The following is a 17,508-nucleotide window of genomic DNA, read 5'->3' as shown; positions in this document are numbered from 1 at the left end:
ATCGACCTGTCAGCAGTCCAACGGGACCCCGTCCGTGTTCTGGATGGCGACGATGATCTGCGCCGAGGGGACCCGGAGGCTCTCCCTGCTCTTCACGTCGTAGAACACGGTCGTCCCGGCCGCCTGCCCGAGATAGAGCAGGCATCGCCGAGTCATCAGATCCTGCAACGTGGAGGGGGTGTCGGTGCTCCAGGCGACCACGGCCGGCAGGGCCTGTACTGCCAGCACCGGGACTCGCACCGTCCGGGCGAGGTAGACGCTGCGGACGGTGTAGCCGTGCCGCGCCTCGGTGCCCCACAGCCATGCCGCCGCGGGAAGGAAGGTCAGAACGATCACCACCGCCGCCCCGCCGGCCTGGAGTACCAAGCGTGTCCACGGCCGGTGGGCCGGCGCCGGCCGGGCACGCCCGGTCAGGATCATCGCCGTACGGCGCAAGCCGCGCCCGGTGAGAGCGACGGCCACCAGTACGGCGGTCAGCACGAGGACCAGCTCGATCGTGCCGACGAGCTGGCTGGAAAGGATTTCCACGTAGCCATACCCGAGATCCTGGGGAGTGGCTCGCAGCTGCAGATAGAAGAAGACGTAGGCGAGGCGCAGCATTCCGTAGAGCAGCACGCCGACGCCGGCCATCAGCGGGACCGCGTACCGCACAGCCCAGTCGAGAGCCGAACCGGCGGCAGGCTGCTCCGGTTGGCTCATCGGCGTCGGGGATGGATCCGCCGGGCCCGCGAGCCGGATCACGGGCTGGCGCCTCCGGAAGGTTGTCTGCCCACCTCTTCGGTGACCGCGAACGCCGCGCATGTCTCGACCCAACACCAATACGGCTCCTCCGGGCTTGGCCTCAGCCGCATCACGTGCCATCCGCTGGCGGCCGTCGTCGGTACCGACCACCGCACCGCGCCCTCGCCGTTACGGCCGACCCGGACACTCGGCAGGCGTGCAGCCGGGCGGTGGTTGTCGTCGTCGACAGCGATATGGACCTCGCTGTCCGGCGGATAGCCGGCCACTTGTACGAGGATCGCCTCTCCCCTGTACAGCGACGTCGTCCACTGCCCTCGGCCACCGGAGAAGGCGACGCGTGGCAGCCGGGCAGGCACCACTATGACGCGACCTGACGAGACGACGGCCTTCTTGACGCCACCAGACTCCTGCAGGTGGCCGGCGACTTCGATGGTGTAGGTCCCGATTCCCGGGAGGGGACCACCAGCCAGCCCCGGTTGCAGCCGCCAGACCCAGTCGCCGGGCGACTGCCACTCTCCGGTGAAGACCTCCCGCGCTCCGGTCGGCGAGATCAACGTCATGACGGGAACCGGGCTTCGGGCGAACCCTGTGAAACACAGGTCCGCCAACTGAAGCCGCTCCACGGTGACGGTCAGGCCGTTCGCGCCGGCGACGTGCGTGTCGCGGCAATCGGGTTCGGTGCCTCCCCAGTCGACGCCGTCGCCTACGTACTGAATCCAGCCTCGGGGAAAGCGGCGATGCGGTGTGGCTGATCCGCTCGGCGCCAATGTGGCCGTGGGCTGGCCACCGGGCGGCAGTACTGCAGGGAGGGCGACGGGCGAGGTGGAGGCGACCGGCGTGCTGAGGCCGCTCGGGCTCGGCGAGGCCAGCCGGCTCCGGGCGGCCGCAACCGGAAGGCGTGTACCGCTGGTTCTCACTGGTTGAGCCGCAGACGACCACGTCGCGACGGTCTCCGGCACCGGATCGCCCGGCGTCGGCTCGCTTCGGATCGGGTCCACCGACGGCGAACCCGACGCCGCCAACGGATGCCGGCTCGCGTTCATCGGTCCTGCCGACTCCAACTCGTCGGAGCCGGTGCATCCCCCGGCCGCCAGACACGACGCGGCGACCAGGACAAACGCGAGACCACGGGACCATGCCATCCGATCAACAGGCATGGCGTCCGCCTTACTGGTCGGAAGGCACCCGAACACCCACCGATTCTCGTTCGGCCGACCCGGATCCGGGCCGTTACGTCGGCAACGCACTCGCCCGGGTGAACCAGGCGGCACCTCGGCCGGGCCGACATTCTCCGTACGCCGTTCCGGGTCTCTCAGTGGCACCCGTTTGACGAGGAGGACACCGCAGCACCCCTGCCCGACGAATTGCGTCGCCGGCCCGCGGATGCGATGGCCGGCATCGTCACGCCAGTGCTGCGGGATCAGATCCGAGATGCCGTCGGTGAGCAGCGGCGGATTAACGTGGGCGAACGCGAGCGTCACACCGCTATTCAGGCTCTGATGATCGCAGGGAACCACTCAATACCGTCAGCAGGCAGACGGGTCTGTGCTTCCGGACGGTGCGGCGCTACGCACAGGCTGCAAGCCAGCGCGGTTCCTGCGGCTGGTGCCGGAGAATCCGCGGTCGATGTAGATCCGGCTGGGGGGCCGAACCGAGCAGGGCTACTCCGACCGTGGCAAGGCTGTGATCGAACAGTCGAGCACCCGGCCGTCCAGGGTGCCGATCACAACCCGGTTCTCTCCCGCGCATGCAAGTGAGAGCGGGACAACGCGGTGGCCGTTCACCAGTAGCTGCTGCCGTACCTGAACCGCGCCGTCCTCGGCGCGCAGGATGACCAGTTCGCCCGAGTTGAACGCGACGTAGACGAAGTCGTCGTCCACGTCGAGTGCGGTGGCCTGGTCGTCGGTCGTGAAGACCCACTGCGGCTCGCCCGTCGGATACGTGCGGCGTGCCACGAAAGCGTTCCCGGGCAACATCCCGGCGCCGTCGTGAACGGTGCCGGCATGGACGAGCGCCGGCCCGGCACGATCTTCGAGGTAGGCGCCACAACCACCGAACAGGTGCCCACCGCGCGCCGTATCCCATTCAAGCGGAAATAGCTGCCGCACCCGCCCGTGCGGTGTGTCAACGGCGACCACCCGTTTGTCCTGGTGGGGTTCATCGCCCAGACCCTGAAGAAATAGCAGGTCCGGGGCGTACCGGATGTCGAAGTAGTGATTGAAGACGTCGTAGCGTCCCATCTGGACCCTGCGCCGGCGCGCACTGTTCGGGTCGACCAGCATGACCGCGCCAGCCTTCGCGGCAGTGCAGCGCAACGCCCACCAGCCGTCCGCCCGGGACACCAGGATCGCGCGGGAGGCGGCCTGATGTGTCGCCTGGACAGCACCGTTACCTAAGTCGACCTCCACCACGACACTCGGCTCGTTCCTCCACCGGCCGCCGTGGGAACTGCCCAGGGCCTGTGTCAGAACCAGTCCTGTTCGTTCGTCCGGCAGCGTGGTCACCTGGTAGCCGGTGCCGCCGGCGGGCAACCGCCAGGCACAGTCTTCAGACGTCGGTGTCCAACACTCCAGAGCAATGCCTTCGAGTGCGGCGAGGACATGACCATCGGTGAGAGCCTGTATCGCCCAGACCGCGAGGCGGGGCGTCCACGCGAATCCTCGTTCCGTGCACAGCTGTTCAATGACAGCGGTAGCGGCAGCGGGATCCGTACGGGATTCGTCGATGTAAGGCTCTTCGCCGTACGGCATTCGCAGCATGCCGTCGGTGGCCCGGTCCCAGTCGTCGCGCCGGATGGTGCAGGCCAGAGCCGTGGTGCCGAACGTCTCCTTGTCCTCGTCGCAGGGAATCGCCAGCACCAGCGCGAGAGTCTCCGGATCCTGCCACGTCAGTTGACGGACCTCCCGGGGATATTCCAGCAGCGACACGGTAGCGCCGGTGGAGAGGTTCAACAGGAGCAGTTCGCCTTCGTAGGCCCATCCGCCGTCGTACGCGCCGGTGCCGATCGTCAATAGCGGCAGAGTGGGATGGAAGGCGAGCGCGTTGACCGGCCATCGCGTAGTCACCTGGAAAAGGCAGGTGAAATCGTCGGAGCGGTAGACCGCCGTGGGATGCCAACCAGGATCCGGCCGGGATCGGGGAGAAACGTCCCGACCATGCCATTGCCGCCAGACATGCGCCCCGCCGATCGCGATGAGAGCCGTGTTGGGCGAGGTTGTGGTCACGCGCGGCCGGCCGATCTCGCAGAACGGGCCAGCACCCAGCACCCGGTCCACCCGGGCCTCGAACATGCTCACCGAATACCGGCAAGCTCAATTCTATTGATCATGGGAGAGATCCTGCCGTCACGAAGCTCCACATGGCAAGCCACCGAGTGTCATTGATCGCCGTTCGACTGGTGGCGTGCAGAGCCGCCTGTGGGCGATCATCTCCGCGCTACGTGTCCCGTGACGGCCCAAACCCTGCCCTGGCGGCGAACCGTCGGTGCCGGGCTCCACCCGAGGCAACGACGATGTGGGGGCACGCCTCTGCGTCCGCCGGTGCCGCGGGACGGGAGAGACCGTACGCTGCGCCCCGTGACGAACGAGATCAACATCGGCGGGCCGGTGCCGCGCCCGAGCGACCGCGCTGGTTTTCCTCCGGTCCTGGGCGACCACCGCGTACTGCACTCCGGTCGCTGGCGCCCCCTGCGCGCGCTGGGCTGGATGGTCGGGTTGATCTTCGTCGTCGCCATGGCGTTCGGCGTGTGGTCGGATGCCGTCGGGTCGCTGTTTGCCTCCAGCGACGCCGGCCAGTTTGCGGTGCGGGCGGCCGGCGCGCTGCTGGTGCTGGCCGTGTATGCGGTGGCGGTTCGCCTCGGCGAGAATCGTGCGGCCAGTGAGATCGCGCCCCGCCCCGCGCTCACGGGTGTGGCGATCGGTCTGGCGATCGGGGTGCTGCTGATGGTGGTCGTCATGGCGATCCTGGCGGGTACCGGCCTGTACGACGTCACGTTTCTGGGCGCCGCGCCGGCCTGGCATGCGGCCGGGCTCGCGATCCAGGCCGGTGTCTTTGAAGAACTGCTCGTCCGGGCGGTGCTGTTCCGGTTGGTCTGGCGGGCGTTCGGGCCATGGGTCGCCCTCGCTGTCTCCGCCGTGGCGTTCGGCGCCGGCCACCTGGCCAACCCGGAAGCCTCCGTGGTCGCCACCCTTTGCATCGCCGTGGAAGCCGGCATCATGCTCGCCGCGTTCTACGCGCTCACCGGCCGCATCTGGGTCTCCATCGGTGTACACATCGCCTGGAACTTCACCCAGGGCTACCTGTTCGGCGCCGCCGTCTCCGGCAGCACCTTCGACGACCCGATCGCGCGCAGCGTGGCCCGGCCGGACGCACCCGAGTGGCTCACCGGCGGCGCCTTCGGGCCCGAGGCGTCGCTGCCGGCCCTGCTCGTCTGCATGGTCGTCGGCGTGGCGGCCCTCGTCATGGCGTGGAAGCGGGGCCGTTTTCGGGCCGAGCCGAAACCGGCGTCGCCGACCACCTGACACGCGGCCACAGACGCCCCCGGCGGCCGGGATGCCCGCCAGGCAAAGACGCGTGCCGGGAAACTTCGGCACCGACTCGGCCACCGGGTGGCTCCCGTGCGTACCTGTAGGTGGAACCGACAGCAGGGAGGCCCCCCATGCAGGAGAGTCCACGGACCGCAGACCACGCCGCCGAGTCCCCCGGCGAGCCGGGGCCGGCCGCAGCACCACCACCGCCCGCCGGCGCACCCTCGCAGGAGGCCGGCGGGCGGCTTGCCTCCTGGATGGTGACCGGCGAGCAGGCCAGCCCGCGTATCCTCGGCAACGTCCCCGCCGACCCACCCGCGGGCCGTCCCGACGCGCCGCAGCCGGGTGACGATCCCACGGTCGAGTGGCCCGTCATCATGGACTCCGTTCCCGAGGATGCCGCGCTCGGCGCCGCTGAGCTCGCGGATGTCTCGTCTTACAAGGCCGCGCCCGTGACCGGTCCGGATGACGCGGGGACGGCACCGGCCAACCCTCCGCGCGGCCGGGCGCCAGGGCGGCGCTGGATGGTGGGGGTCGGCCTCGCCAGCGCCGCCCTGCTGCTCACCGGCGCGAGCGTCATCACTCTGGTCGGCCGCGGCACCGACGCCTCCGGCGGCGACACCGACCGCCGCGCCTCGGCCGCCGCCCCGGCTGACCCGGGCGCGGCCGACTCCGGCGTCCCGGCCTCCGTCGAACCCGCCGCACCCTCCGCCGAACCCTCGGCACCTCCCGTCGCGGACCTCCCTGCGCCGGGCCATACCGCGACGGCGCCGCTGGACGGCCGCACGACGGCGGGCTTCGACGTGGCCGACAGCGCAACGGCCGTCACGCTGCGCACCGCCGACCTCGGCGACCGTCTCTACGCGGTAAGCACGCCGCGGGACAGCGCCGTCGTGCCGCGCGTCGCCGAGCGGGACGGCCGGGTCCGGCTGTTCCTCGACCGGGCCGGCGGCCACCGCCCGGGAACGGTCGACATCACGCTGACCTCACGGGTGCGCTGGGACCTGCGGGTGGCGGGCGGCGCCAGCCTCAGCACGATCGACCTGAGCGGCGGCGGGGTCAGCGGGGTGGACCTGACCGGCGGCGCGAGCCGGATCAATCTGACCCTGCCGCGCCCCGACGGGACACTCAGCGTGCGGATGACGGGCGGTGTCAGCCTCTTCGACGTTCGCACGGCCGGCCGGGTCCCGGTGCGGGTCCGCGTCGGCGGCGGCGCCGACCAGGTCGTGCTGAACGGGCGCAGCCACTCGCGGGTCGCCGCCGGCTCGCTGTTCACCCCGGCGAGCTGGGCCGGAGCCACGGACCGCATCGACGTGAACGCGGCCGCCGGGATGTCGGCGCTCACCGTCACCGCCGAGGAGCGGCCCTGACGGGTGGAGGCCACGCCAACGCCAGCACTCTCCACTCGCGAGCAGATCCGGTCCGAACGTTCCGCTTACCACCCTCTTACATAGGCTCTGTTGACTGTACGTGATGATGGTGTGACGCAATTTCCTCTCACGTCAGGAGCGCTCCTGCATGCGCAGCAGAACTGGTTCGCGACGGATCCTCGCTGCCTCGGCCGCTGTAATCAGCGCGGTCGGTGCCTTACTAGTCCCGCCCGGTCCGGTCCGGGCCGGTGTGGACAGTGAAGGCGCTGCCGTGCCGCTGCGGCCCGTCGGCAGTTCCTGGGTCGGGCTCGGGTACAACCAGGACCCGATCTACCGGGGGCCGCAGGCGGGCGGGGCCTGGACCAAAACGGCCTTCGACCGGATGGTCGAGCGGGTGAACTACATGCGCCCCGGCCGGGTACGGATCATGCTCAACCGGGAGTGGTTCAATCCGCTCGGCACCGTCGGCGAGTACGACTGGGACAGCAACGCCATGAAGAACCTGTACCGGGTGCTCGAGCACTACCGCACCGAGAAGATCCCGGTCGAGCTCGGCATGTGGGGCGTCATGCCGAGCACTGACACCGACCCGTACACGCACCGGAACACGGCCGCCGTACAGGCCGACCTGGTCACCGAGCTGCGGCGCCGCGGATACACCAACCTGATCCGGTACAACGGCGTCAACGAGCCGAACGTACGTCAGACGGGCGTCAAGGACTACCGTTACGCCGACTGGGTCACCGCGACCAAGAAGTTGCGCAACGCGTTCGAGGAGCGCGACCTTCCCACCAACCTGATCGGCGGTCCCGACACCGGCGAGGCGCCCATCTCGGCCTACGACGGTGACCTCGGCCTGGAGGCGGTACCGGGCAACGCCGGGGCGGCACAGGAGCAGCGCCTGACGTGGAGCACCCCCGAATTGACCGGCTTCACCGCCCGCTTCTACGCCAGCACCCCCGACGTCCACGACTGGGAGTTCTACGGCTCGCCGGACCGCCGGGCCTGGACGAAGATCGAGGTGACGCACACGCCCGGCCCGGACGGCGGTACCGTGGCCGACAACCCGCGATATCGCACCGACACGTCCGGCACGCAGATTCCTCGGGGCACCCAGTTCCTGAGGCTGGTCATGCCGGCGCATCCCGGCGTGGATCGGGCGATCTCCGTTCTCGACGCCACCGTCGGTACCGGCACCTTCACCGATCCGATGAACAACCTGCGCCTGACCGAATCACATACCGGCGGCTGGATCCACCCGAGCGACAAGGAGGATCCGACAGTCAACGACTGGTGGCTGGAAGCGGCCATGGAGGAACGGGTTCGGGTGGGTGGCCTGGAAACACACTTCTACACCCGGGAGGTCGACCTGAATGCGGCCCCCGACTACCCCGAGGCGGTCCTGGCCAACGCGGTCGGCCAGATTCGGGCCGCCCGTAGCGGTGTCCCCATCATCCTGGGTGAGACCGGCATGAAGGCTCCCGAACTGCCCGGCGGCGTCAAGGACTACCGGTTCGTCAGCGAGTACGCGCACGGTGTGCGCATGGCCGATCTTGCCGTGCAGGAGGCTCGTGCCGGCGTGGACGGCGCCCTGGCCTGGTGCCTGGACGGATATCAGCCGGAAACGCAGTGCGGCATGTGGGACCACTTCCAGGCCGACGACGACAAGCAACTGCGTCCGTGGTTCTACACCTGGAGCCTGCTGTCGCGTTACCTACCGGCCGGCTCCACCATGTATGCCCCCGACGACCCCGCCGACGTACGCGTCCTCGTCGCGAAACTCCCCCAGCCGGCCGGCGGCTGGACCTTCGTCCTGGTCAACCGGGGCAACCGGACCGCCTCGGTGCCGATCACCGCACCGACCGGGGAGATCATCATGGACAAGTACGTCTACAGCCCGTCCAAGGCACCCACCGACCCGGCCACCGGTTTCCCGGTCTCCGACGGCCAGGTGAGGGGCACCTTCGACACGGGCCGGCCGGTGTCGGTCGCCGCCGACTCCGTCGTTGTCCTCACCACCAGGCTGGAGCCGGAACCCGATCGTCCGTAAGGTCGGCGCTCCGGAAGCTCGTCGGCAACCGACGATCCGGGCCGCCGTACCCGGCGACCGATGACGCGGGCGGCATCAGCAAACCTCTACCAGGCGCGCTGATGCCGTCCCCGATCGACAGTCCTGATGTCAAGCAGATCGGGCGAAGGACCGGATCCCTGACTGACGAGTTGTGGGCGCACACCCGTGGCGTTGGACTCGCCGCGTCGGCCCGCGAACCACCCACCAGGCCGCGACCGGCGGTCGCGGCCTGGTGGGTGGGTCACAGTGGCTGCCACAGGGCGGGCGTGTGGGGCGGCTCCCATCCGGGCGCCGAGGTGTGCGCCTGGAGTGCGCGATAGCCCGTGCCGCCGTACGTGACGACCGCGCCCGCGGTGTAGGCGGTGTACGCGGCCCAGGTCCCACCCGGCGGCGGGTCGGTGGGCGGTGTGCTCCCGCCGACGACCGATTCGATCCAACCACGATGCGTGGCCGCGTCCATGTAGATGGACGGGCCTTGGCCGCAGACGGCCGAGGTGCCGCCGGTGGTCGTCCCGGCGAGTCGCCAGCCGCCACCGGCGCGCAGGACGGCCGGCCCGCCGGAGTCGCCGTAGCAGGCGCCGCGCCAGCCGTCGACGTTGCCGACGCACAGCTGCGGCCCGCCGGTGCCGCAGCGGCTGTCCGGCAGCACCGTGGTGTCGAGCTGCTGGAGGACGGTCGGCGGCGGCCCGGGGTGGGGATCGCGGGTCGCGCCCCAGCCGAGCAATCGGATCTGCGCACCGATCGGGACGCTCGGCGCAATGGCCACCGGCGGGTACGGCACGGGCGACGAGAGTTGCACGACCGCCACGTCGCTGGCGCCGGCTGGATTGGTCACGATGCGTACGGCCATTTTGACCGTCCCGCCGGACGTGCGGTCGTTCGAGCCGATCCGGGCCCGCACGTTCGACGGGGTGGTCCCCTGTACGCAGTGCCGGGCGGTGAGCAACCAGTCCGGGCGGATGAGGGCGGCTCCGCAGAAGTGCCCGCCGCTGCGGCTCTGCAGGGAGGCGGCGAACGGGTACGCCTCCGTGGCGGGCTGCCCGCCCACGATACGCGGATCGACGGGCGGAGGGCGGTTGCCGTCTGCCGCTCCGGCCGCGGGCGCGGTCAGACCGACAAAGGCGGCGACGAGTAGGGGCATGCTGAGCTGACGTAGGCGCATGGGCACCTCCGGACGAGGACAGGAATTGTTAAGTTTCTATACCTGCTCGCCCGGCCGTGGAAGAACCGGAATTTCGTCGCTCGATGTGCGTCGATGCCTGGCCTATAATGCGGGGCTGTGACGGGCGACATCGCCACGCTGCTGCACACGGGGCCGTTCCATCGCGCCCTGCGTGCCGCCGTGGCCGCTCGCGGCCTCACCCTCGACCGGCTGCGGGTCCGGCTCGGGGCCCGGGGCGTCCCGGTGGGGCTCTCCACGCTCAGCGACTGGCAGCACGGCCGCAGCCGTCCGTCTTCGCCGCTCGCCGTCGAGGCGCTCAGCGAGATTCTGCGGCTGCCGCCCGGTGCGCTCGCCGCGTTGCTGCAGGCCCCCACCGACCCCCCGCCGCGAACCGGGCTGGCCGAGCGCGACGGTGCACTGGCGGAGCTGCTCGACGCGCTGCCGGGCTCCCGCCGGACCGATCTCGAGGTGCTCAGCCGCCAGGACAAGGTCCGCGTCGACGACCAGCGCCGATCGTCCTCGCTGTGGCAGCGCACCTGTGTGCGGGCGTCGCGCGACGGTGTCGACCGGTACGTCGTGCGCCACTTCGGCGACACCGACGGCTCGTCCCCCGCCGCCGAACTGGTGGCGCTGGAGAACTGCCGCGTGGGGCGAGTGCTGCGGCACCAGCGGGCTCCGGTGCTGGTCGCCGAGCTGCTCTTCGGCCAGGCGCTGCACGTCGGGGATACCTGGGTCTTCGAGACCCTGACCCGGGACCGGTCTCCGGGGACCAGCACCGCGCACGCCTACGGATTCCGCCATGCGGTCGCGCAGTACCTGCTGGAGGTGCGCTTTCACCCCTCGGCGCTGCCGGCGTCCTGCTACAGCTTCGTCCAGGCCGGTCTGGCCGCCGAACGCCGCCGTACCGGCGAGTTGGCCCTTTCCTCCCACCACGCCGTTCATCTGGTGGCCGCCGACATGACAGGCGGACTGCTGGGCATCGGCTGGCGGTGGTAGGGCCCCGCGGCGGGCATGCGCCGTTTCAGTCGGGCCGGCGCGCCTGCCAAGCCATGAGCAGTTCCACAGCGAGCCAGTGCCCGTACTCCCGGGCCAGATCCAGGGGAGTCGCACCGCCGTCGTCCTTCGCCTCCGGGTTCGCGCCGCGCAGCAGGAGAAACGCCGTGACGTCCACATGGGCCGGACGGTTTCCCTGCAAGGCCCCGTCGCCCTCGACGTCGACCGCGTGATGCAGCAGCGTCATGCCCTGGGCGTTCGGGTCGTCGACGTCCGCTCCCGCGTCGAGCAGTTCCCGCAGCCGCGGTAGATCCTCCATCTCCACGGCATGGTGCGCCGGCGTCAAAGGCGTGTCCGGGGTGGTCCAGGACGGTTCGGGCGGCAAAGTCGTCACGCCGGATGGTAGCCACCGCCTTCGGCGGTAACAACGGCGTCAGCAGCCGACGTCGCATTTCGGCGCGGCGCGTACGAAAGGCATCGAGCGGCATCGCGTTCGAGGGCTGCGGCGGCGTCCGATGTCGGTGACCTCGTCGACGATGGCGAGACTGCGCCGGAAGTTCTCGCCGGTGAACCGCGGGTTGGTCTTACGCCAGTCGTCGTCGGCGAAGTCGTCGACGGTGCGGATCTGTCCGGTCAGCAGGCCGTGCCCGAGCGGTGAGTACGGTACGAAGCCGATGCCGAGTTCGCGCAGCAGCGGCAGGATCTCGGCTTCCACGTCGCGGGTCCACAGCGAGTACTCGGTCTGCAGGGGGCGGTGACCGGCTGGACGGCGTGCGCGCGACGGATGGTCTCCGGCGAGGCTTCGGAGAGACCGAAGTGCAGCACCTTGCCTTGCGCGATGAGGTCGCCAACAGCGGCGGCGGTCTCCTCGATCGGGGTGTTGCGGTCGACGCGGTGCTGGTAGTACAGGTCGATGTGATCGGTGCCGAACCGCTTGAGTGATCCCTCGACGGCGGCCTTCACGTTGGCGGCGCTGCTGTCGACGACGCCGGGGCCGCCACCGGTGTGGGAGACCAGCCCGAACCTCGTGGCGATCTTCACCTGGTCGCGGCGTCCCTTGATCGCCTCACCGACGAGCTCCTCGCTGAGGAACGGACCGTAGATCTCGGCGGTGTCGATGTGGGTGACCCCGAGATCCAGCGCGCGGTGGATGGTGCGGATCGACTCGGCGTGGTCGAGGCCGCCCTCACTGGTGTTGGTGCCCGCCATGGTCATGGCTCCGAGGCCGATGCGGGAGACTTCCAGGGCGCCGAGGCGTGCGTTCTTCATGTCTGACTCCTGGTTCAACGACGGTGAGTTGGGCATCGCCCACAGTTCGGCGATGAAGGACACGCGCGGGCAGGTCCCTACGAGCACAAACGTTGTCGGCGACGTACCCCGAGCGGCAAGCACTTCCAGGAAACGCCGGTTCACGGGGACAGAGAAGTTACTGCTGGAGGGTGTACTGGGAGCCCACCATTCACCGGTACGGTTTCGCTCGATCGTCAGGCGATGCCTGTTCGGTGCTACTCGGGCGTCGCGGAGGCCTGCTCCCTGGTGACCGCCCAGCTGGCCAGTAGGCGCAGGGCGTCATCGTCGGCGGATCCTGCCGGGGCGCTGAGCAGCGTCATCACGAGGCCCGGGTCGGCGGTCAACTGCATGGTCTCGAAGTTCAGGTCGAGGTCGCCGACAACCGGGTGGCGGAACTGTTTGATACCGGTGCTGTGCAGCCGTACGTCGTGGTCGGCCCAACGGGTCCGGAATTCCTCGCTGCGGGTGCAGAGTTCGCCGACCAGATCGGTCAACGCTCGATCGTAGGGGTCGCGGCCGGCTTCGGTGCGCAGCATGGCGACGGTGAAGGTGGTGATGCGTTCCCAAAGGTTCTCCTCGTCACCGGCGCCAGCCGCGGCATGGGCGTGGACATCGCGAAGGCCGCCCTGGCAGCCGGGTACGCCGTCGTCGCGACCGGCCGTGACCCGCACAAGGTGGAGAAGGCTGTCGGTGCCGCCGCCGATCTGCTGACCGTGCGGCTCGACGTCACCGACCCCGCCGGCGCACAGGCCGCCGTGCAGGCTGCGGTCGACCGGTTCGGCCGCATCGACGTGCTGGTCAACAACGCCGGCAACTTCATCGCCGGGTTCTTCGAGGAGATCACCTCCGGCGACTTCCGAGCCCAGGTCGAGACGAACCTGTTCGGCCCGCTGAACGTCACCCGCGCCGTGCTGCCGGTGATGCGCGCCCAGCGTTCCGGGCTGGTCGTGTCGATCTCGTCAGTCGCCGGTTTCCTCGGAGCGGAGTTCACCTCGGCGTACGCGGCGTCGAAGTTCGCCGTCGAAGGCTGGATGGAGTCCCTCACGCCGGAGATCGCACCGTTCGGGATCCGCACCATGATCGTCGAGCCCGGCTTCTTCCGAACCGACCTGCTCACCCCGGAGTCCACCAGCTACGCCGCGTCGAGCATCGCCGACTACGCCGAGCGCACGAAGCAGACCGTGGCCGCGTGGAGCGGCATGAACGGTCTGCAGGGCGGCGACCCGGCCAAGCTCGCCGCCGTACTGGTGCAGCTCACCGGCACTGAGGAGCCGCCGGTACGGTGGGTGGCCGGCGCCGACGCCGTCGGTGCGCTGGAGCAGAAGGCGAAGACGCTGCTGGAGCAGGCCGGCGCCCACCGAGAGCTGTCGTCGTCACTGGCCCACGACGCCTGAACACCAACACAGGTCCCCCTGATCGGCAGCAGAAGCGACCCGCCAACCGCACAGCGGCCGGGCGCGCTCGTCACCCTCGGCGGATATGCCAGCAGCACCGGCATCAGTTCCTCGTCAGGGCTGAACACCCAGCCGGCGATGACCGTCCTGACCATCGGGGTCCGTCGATTTCGGCCTCAGCCACCGCCGGCACACCGTCGCAAGCAGCTGACGCGAATGCCGTCGGCATGAACCCTCGATGGGCGAACATCCGCTACTCGGCACGAGCGTGCGTCGAGTCGACGCGGAGCGTGACGGACCTGCAGTGCCGCACACGATCGGTGGCACGAGAGTTGACTCAGGCTGCGCCGGTCGCGGCGGACGGCTCTCGGTCCCCACCACATGGAAATGGCATGATCAACCCGTGTTGACGCAGTTGGACGACGGTTTCGAGATCACCGCTGAGCCAGGGCGTGGGCGTGTGCGCCTTCGTGCTGTCGAGAGGCCCTGGAACGACGAGGTCCTCGACTTCCTGTGCGAAATCGAAGACGCCGGTATCAGTGCCACCGGGGCGATCCGCACGCTCGGCGGGGACTCGCTTCCCGCCTGGACGGCCGAACTCGCGGAGTCGTATGTCGGGTGGGACGGCGTTCGCAGCTGGAGGTCGCTGGAGCATGACCTCCGCATCGACGCAACCCACGACCGACGAGGCCATGTCTCACTCCGATTCGCCGTTCGTGGGCCCCGAGGTTACGAGGCGGACGCCTGGGAAGCCTCCGCCTGTGTACAACTCGATGCCGGCGAGGATACGAAACGCTTCGCCGCCGAGGTTGCCACCTTCCTGGCGTAGCCTCTCCCGGCCTCATCGTTCGGCTCGCGGCAGAAGCCGATGCTCAGGGCCCACCTCGGGAAGGCGTGTGTTCCCGATGATCGCGGAGCCATGCTTTGCGGGTCCGGATAGGCGACACGATGTTGCCGTGATGACCGACGTTAACGAGCGTGGAGATTGCTGCTGTTGCGTACTGAGGGAGGGTCCATCACCATTTAAACATGCTCTAGCTAATTCCAGTCCTCCCAGCCATGGTACCAGTCCGAGTCGATTCGATGGTACCCACGTTCGCGTGGGATATCCCTGGGCAGCGTGTAACCAGGATCGTAAGTGAGCCATTCATGCCCTAAATAGATGGTGTCGAGGGTCAGTGTCGCCGTGCGTATCTCGCCGCTTGGCCCATACTCGATCGCTACCCCACTCACGTCGTACGGAAAGGCATCCAGCTTACGCCGCAGCTCAGAAAACCGCTTCTCCGATGCATCGCCGAACGGCTTGTACCCGTCCGGGCACCTCCTGGAGCCCTGGTCTGCCCGTCGTTCTCTGTTGTCCGAATACGCCCGGCACCAGTCGTGTACTGCCAGATGGGTCACGTGCTCACGGGCCAGCGCCTCCAGCGCCGGCAGGGATTTTGGGGCCTTCCCGTAAGGGCCGGTGTGGTCGCTCTGCGGACTGTGCCGGGTAGTGGCGACAACGGCGGTAGCGGCCAAGGCCAAAGTCACCATGGCGACTCCCCACGATCGCTTCATGAAAGCATTCAGGATGACTGTGGTCGACACCGCCGCAGCGGAAAGGAAAACCGCCAACCAGATCCACCGGCTGAGGTAGGAGCCCTCCGAAGGAGGCCCCTGAGTGATCCATAGGACTGCCACCAGCAGCCAACCGAAACAGCCAAGGGCTATCTGAAGCAAGCCGCGACGGCTCCACACTGCCGTCCCGGGCTTGGCGCGCACCGCAGGAAATCCTCTCTGAGGATGTTCCTCGTCTTGCCAAACGATGGGGTCCCGCAAAAAATCCATCCGGCTTCTCCACAATTGACTGCCCACATGTCAGCAGGTATGGCGAAGACCCTGCGCCAGCGGTCGCCCCTACGGAAGACCTGACACAAACCCTCCACGCAATCCCCCTAGGACCTTCACCGAGAAGTTCCCGCTGCAGCGATTTCCTTCGACCCGATCCGGCACATCCGATGGCCTGTGAGCCTCACGCCGGCCCTACCGAAGCACTCACATCGGCCCAAAGTCGGACACCGGCGTCCACCAGCTCCCGTTACGGCACGCGACATGCTCATCGGCGGCCGGCGTGCACGGCCGGCGGCTATGAGCGGTTGTTCAGGCGAGGTGCTCACTGAGGTCGTCACTGCCGATCGCCGGGCAACCGAACAGATCCCCGAGGACGGTCCGCTGATGCTCGGTCAACGGGTTGACGAAAACGGCTACCTCCACCCCAGCTGACCGGCAGGCGTCCGCGACTTCACGAGCCTTGCCCGAGCTGAGCAAAGTCCGCCGAGAGAACGGCGAGGTCATTTTCCTCGCGCCGCCGCGCGAGACGCCCCGCCTCTGAACCTGCCGACCAACCACCCGTCCGCCGAGCGCTTCCACCAACGCCGCCAGATGGTCAAGCTTCGCGTCCACCTGCGTGTCCTTGGCAGAGAACAATCCGACCAGCATCACGTCGGCGCCCCGCACCAGGCTGCCCGGCCGCCCACCTCGGCTTCCCATCATGAAGCAACGTTACGAAGCGCCGTCACCTCGCGGGCCGTCAGCACGCCCTGCCGACGGCAAGGGAGGATGCCGGCCGAGCGAGGCTACTAATCCGTGTTCGCGGTGAACGGATCGCGGATTCGGAGCAACCGCACAGATGTGGCCCGTGGCGCCGAGGCCAAGGAGCTGACGTGAAGGCAGGGGGCGATACTGACCGAGTGACGACCAAGGCGCTGCTCTTCGACTTCGATGGTCTGTTGATGGACACGGAGACCACGCTGCTGGAGAGCTGGCGCGGGGAATGGCGGCGGCACGGCCTGGAACTGGATCCCGCCGGGTTCTTCGCCGACCACGGCGGCGACACGAACGAGTCGCGATACGCCGCGCTCGCCGCCGCTGTCGGACCGGGCTACGACCGGGAGTCCAGCCACAGGCTGCGGATGGCGCATCGATCACGACTGAACGCGGCGCTGGAACCGGCTCCCGGCATCATCGGCTGGCTGGACCGAGCCGCGGAGTTGGGGCTGCGGCTGGCGGTGGCGAGCAGTTCCGCGATCACCCACGTAGGCACGATGCTGGATCAGGCCGGGCTGCGGGCACGATTCGAGGTGGTGGCGACCGGCGATGAGGTGGCCGCATACAAGCCGGATCCGGCGGTCTATCACATCGCGCTGGACCGGCTCGGGCTGCCCGCACGGGAAGCACTCGCGTTCGAGGACACCCCGCACGGCGTCGCGGCGGCGCGCGCGGCCGGGCTGCGCTGTGTGGCGATACCGAACCCCCACGCGGACCATGCCCGCTTCATGGCCGCGGACCTCTTGCTGCCCAGTGCCGTGGCTTTGTCTCTCGACGCGGTCCTGGCCGAGTTCGCCCGTCAGGCGGACCTGGCCTCACCTTGTCCAGCACAAAGGCTCGCCCGGCCCGAGAACGCGGACTGGAGCTGACAGAGACAGCCGCGCCAAGGTGCGACGCGCAATGACAGCGGCTGGATGAGCAGACACGACGGCGCATCTGCACCACGATTTGGTCTCCGGTTGACGCAATCGTGCTGGTCAGGGAACGGGAGTGTCACTGACTACAGCAAGCAGAGGATGGGAAACTCGCGATCCGTGTACTGCGACGTCGATGATGGCTTCCCCTGAGCTGGTCGGATCCGTCGCTATGGCGAGCAGCACGTCGGGCGGGCAGGACGGGTGACCGGCTACTCGCGAGAAGGCGAGTGGGCCATACCAGGAGGGTATCGATGTGATTTGGAAGCAGCGCAGGGTTTCCGGCCAAGGTGAGTTCCCCCCGCTTCAACGGAGCTTCTCAAACATGATCGACTGATCATGGGAAGGAAGCATCTGTGGCAGCACCGAAGAAGTACCCCGACGAACTGCGGGCGCGTGCCGTGCGCCTGTATCGCGAGTCGGACCCCAAACCGACGATCCGGCGGCTGGCCGAGCAGTTG

Annotated in this window: 17 protein-coding genes; 7 read left to right on the top strand and 10 right to left on the bottom strand. The window is 68.8% G+C overall.

From position 1 onward, the window contains the following. Nucleotides 1-9: 9 nt before the first annotated feature. From QLQ12_RS44210 to QLQ12_RS44200, 3 genes are all read right to left on the bottom strand, one after another. Entirely contained in the window at nt 10-699 is a 690-nt protein-coding gene (locus tag QLQ12_RS44210; RefSeq protein WP_282767072.1) for a hypothetical protein, read from the bottom strand. A 38-nt stretch (nt 700-737) separates the two neighbouring features. Beyond that, on the bottom strand, nt 738-2,222 hold the full coding sequence (locus QLQ12_RS44205; RefSeq protein ID WP_282767071.1) for a hypothetical protein: 1,485 nt from the start codon (nt 2,220-2,222) through the stop codon (nt 738-740). 180 nt (nt 2,223-2,402) lie between these two features. After that, nucleotides 2,403-4,037 (bottom strand): hypothetical protein, encoded by a 1,635-nt coding sequence (locus QLQ12_RS44200; RefSeq protein WP_282767070.1) that lies wholly within the window; start codon nt 4,035-4,037, stop codon nt 2,403-2,405. A gap of 279 nt (nt 4,038-4,316) precedes the next feature. Here QLQ12_RS44200 and QLQ12_RS44195 point away from each other — a divergent pair, with 279 nt between their 5' ends. From QLQ12_RS44195 to QLQ12_RS44185, 3 genes are all read left to right on the top strand, one after another. Then, nucleotides 4,317-5,261, top strand: coding sequence for a CPBP family intramembrane glutamic endopeptidase (locus QLQ12_RS44195; protein ID WP_282767069.1), 945 nt, complete (start codon nt 4,317-4,319; stop codon nt 5,259-5,261). Nucleotides 5,262-5,398: 137 nt separating this feature from the next. Continuing rightward, on the top strand, nt 5,399-6,637 hold the full coding sequence (locus QLQ12_RS44190; protein ID WP_282767068.1) for a serine/threonine-protein kinase: 1,239 nt from the start codon (nt 5,399-5,401) through the stop codon (nt 6,635-6,637). 271 nt (nt 6,638-6,908) lie between these two features. After that, a complete protein-coding gene (locus tag QLQ12_RS44185; RefSeq protein WP_282767067.1) occupies nt 6,909-8,687 on the top strand; it encodes a hypothetical protein in 1,779 nt (592 codons plus the stop codon). Between the two features lie 262 nt (nt 8,688-8,949). Here QLQ12_RS44185 and QLQ12_RS44180 read toward each other — a convergent pair whose 3' ends face one another. Continuing rightward, nucleotides 8,950-9,870: a trypsin-like serine protease gene (locus tag QLQ12_RS44180; RefSeq protein WP_282767066.1), complete on the bottom strand. Its 921-nt coding sequence runs from the start codon at nt 9,868-9,870 to the stop codon at nt 8,950-8,952. A 117-nt stretch (nt 9,871-9,987) separates the two neighbouring features. On the opposite strand from QLQ12_RS44180, the gene QLQ12_RS44175 reads away from it, so the two are divergent. Further along, entirely contained in the window at nt 9,988-10,866 is an 879-nt protein-coding gene (locus tag QLQ12_RS44175) for a hypothetical protein (protein ID WP_282767065.1), read from the top strand. 25 nt (nt 10,867-10,891) lie between these two features. Here the strand turns inward: QLQ12_RS44175 and QLQ12_RS44170 are convergent, their stop codons facing one another. The 4 genes from QLQ12_RS44170 to QLQ12_RS44155 form a co-directional block, all read right to left on the bottom strand. Continuing rightward, a complete protein-coding gene (locus QLQ12_RS44170; RefSeq protein ID WP_282767064.1) occupies nt 10,892-11,257 on the bottom strand; it encodes an ankyrin repeat domain-containing protein in 366 nt (121 codons plus the stop codon). A gap of 39 nt (nt 11,258-11,296) precedes the next feature. Then, nucleotides 11,297-11,578, bottom strand: a complete 282-nt coding sequence (locus QLQ12_RS44165) for an aldo/keto reductase (RefSeq protein ID WP_282767063.1) — start codon at nt 11,576-11,578, stop codon at nt 11,297-11,299. Continuing rightward, the gene (locus QLQ12_RS44160; protein WP_282767062.1) at nt 11,497-12,132 is read right to left on the bottom strand and encodes an aldo/keto reductase; all 636 of its coding nucleotides are present in this window, start codon (nt 12,130-12,132) and stop codon (nt 11,497-11,499) included. The genes QLQ12_RS44165 and QLQ12_RS44160 overlap by 82 nt, the downstream gene beginning before the upstream one ends. A gap of 236 nt (nt 12,133-12,368) precedes the next feature. After that, entirely contained in the window at nt 12,369-12,710 is a 342-nt protein-coding gene (locus QLQ12_RS44155) for an MmyB family transcriptional regulator (RefSeq protein WP_282767088.1), read from the bottom strand. Here QLQ12_RS44155 and QLQ12_RS44150 point away from each other — a divergent pair. Then, nucleotides 12,639-13,547 (top strand): SDR family oxidoreductase, encoded by a 909-nt coding sequence (locus QLQ12_RS44150; RefSeq protein WP_282767087.1) that lies wholly within the window; start codon nt 12,639-12,641, stop codon nt 13,545-13,547. The genes QLQ12_RS44155 and QLQ12_RS44150 overlap by 72 nt on opposite strands. A 403-nt stretch (nt 13,548-13,950) precedes the next feature. Beyond that, entirely contained in the window at nt 13,951-14,376 is a 426-nt protein-coding gene (locus QLQ12_RS44145) for a DUF6228 family protein (RefSeq protein WP_282767061.1), read from the top strand. A 209-nt stretch (nt 14,377-14,585) separates the two neighbouring features. On the opposite strand, the gene QLQ12_RS44140 is transcribed toward QLQ12_RS44145, so the two are convergent. Both QLQ12_RS44140 and QLQ12_RS44135 read right to left on the bottom strand, forming a co-directional pair. Then, on the bottom strand, nt 14,586-15,374 hold the full coding sequence (locus QLQ12_RS44140) for a hypothetical protein (RefSeq protein ID WP_282767060.1): 789 nt from the start codon (nt 15,372-15,374) through the stop codon (nt 14,586-14,588). 312 nt (nt 15,375-15,686) lie between these two features. Then, entirely contained in the window at nt 15,687-16,079 is a 393-nt protein-coding gene (locus QLQ12_RS44135; RefSeq protein ID WP_282767059.1) for an HflX-like GTP-binding protein, read from the bottom strand. A 197-nt stretch (nt 16,080-16,276) separates the two neighbouring features. On the opposite strand from QLQ12_RS44135, the gene QLQ12_RS44130 reads away from it, so the two are divergent. Continuing rightward, entirely contained in the window at nt 16,277-17,002 is a 726-nt protein-coding gene (locus tag QLQ12_RS44130; RefSeq protein WP_282767058.1) for an HAD family hydrolase, read from the top strand. Nucleotides 17,003-17,508: the final 506 nt, after the last annotated feature.

This window comes from Actinoplanes sandaracinus (assembly GCF_030009775.1).
Taxonomy (GTDB): Bacteria; Actinomycetota; Actinomycetes; order Mycobacteriales; family Micromonosporaceae; genus Actinoplanes; species Actinoplanes sandaracinus.
The sequence above is the reverse complement of the archived record's forward strand: the minus strand, read 5'-3'. Positions and strand labels throughout refer to the sequence as shown.

Coding starts and splice junctions, on each gene's coding strand:
- QLQ12_RS44210 (WP_282767072.1), bottom strand. CDS start 699: ATGAGCCAACCGGAGCAGCCTGCCGCCGGTTCGGCTCTCGACTGGGCT.
- QLQ12_RS44190 (WP_282767068.1), top strand. CDS start 5,399: ATGCAGGAGAGTCCACGGACCGCAGACCACGCCGCCGAGTCCCCCGGC.
- QLQ12_RS44180 (WP_282767066.1), bottom strand. CDS start 9,870: ATGCGCCTACGTCAGCTCAGCATGCCCCTACTCGTCGCCGCCTTTGTC.
- QLQ12_RS44160 (WP_282767062.1), bottom strand. CDS start 12,132: ATGAAGAACGCACGCCTCGGCGCCCTGGAAGTCTCCCGCATCGGCCTC.
- QLQ12_RS44140 (WP_282767060.1), bottom strand. CDS start 15,374: ATGGATTTTTTGCGGGACCCCATCGTTTGGCAAGACGAGGAACATCCT.
- QLQ12_RS44135 (WP_282767059.1), bottom strand. CDS start 16,079: ATGATGGGAAGCCGAGGTGGGCGGCCGGGCAGCCTGGTGCGGGGCGCC.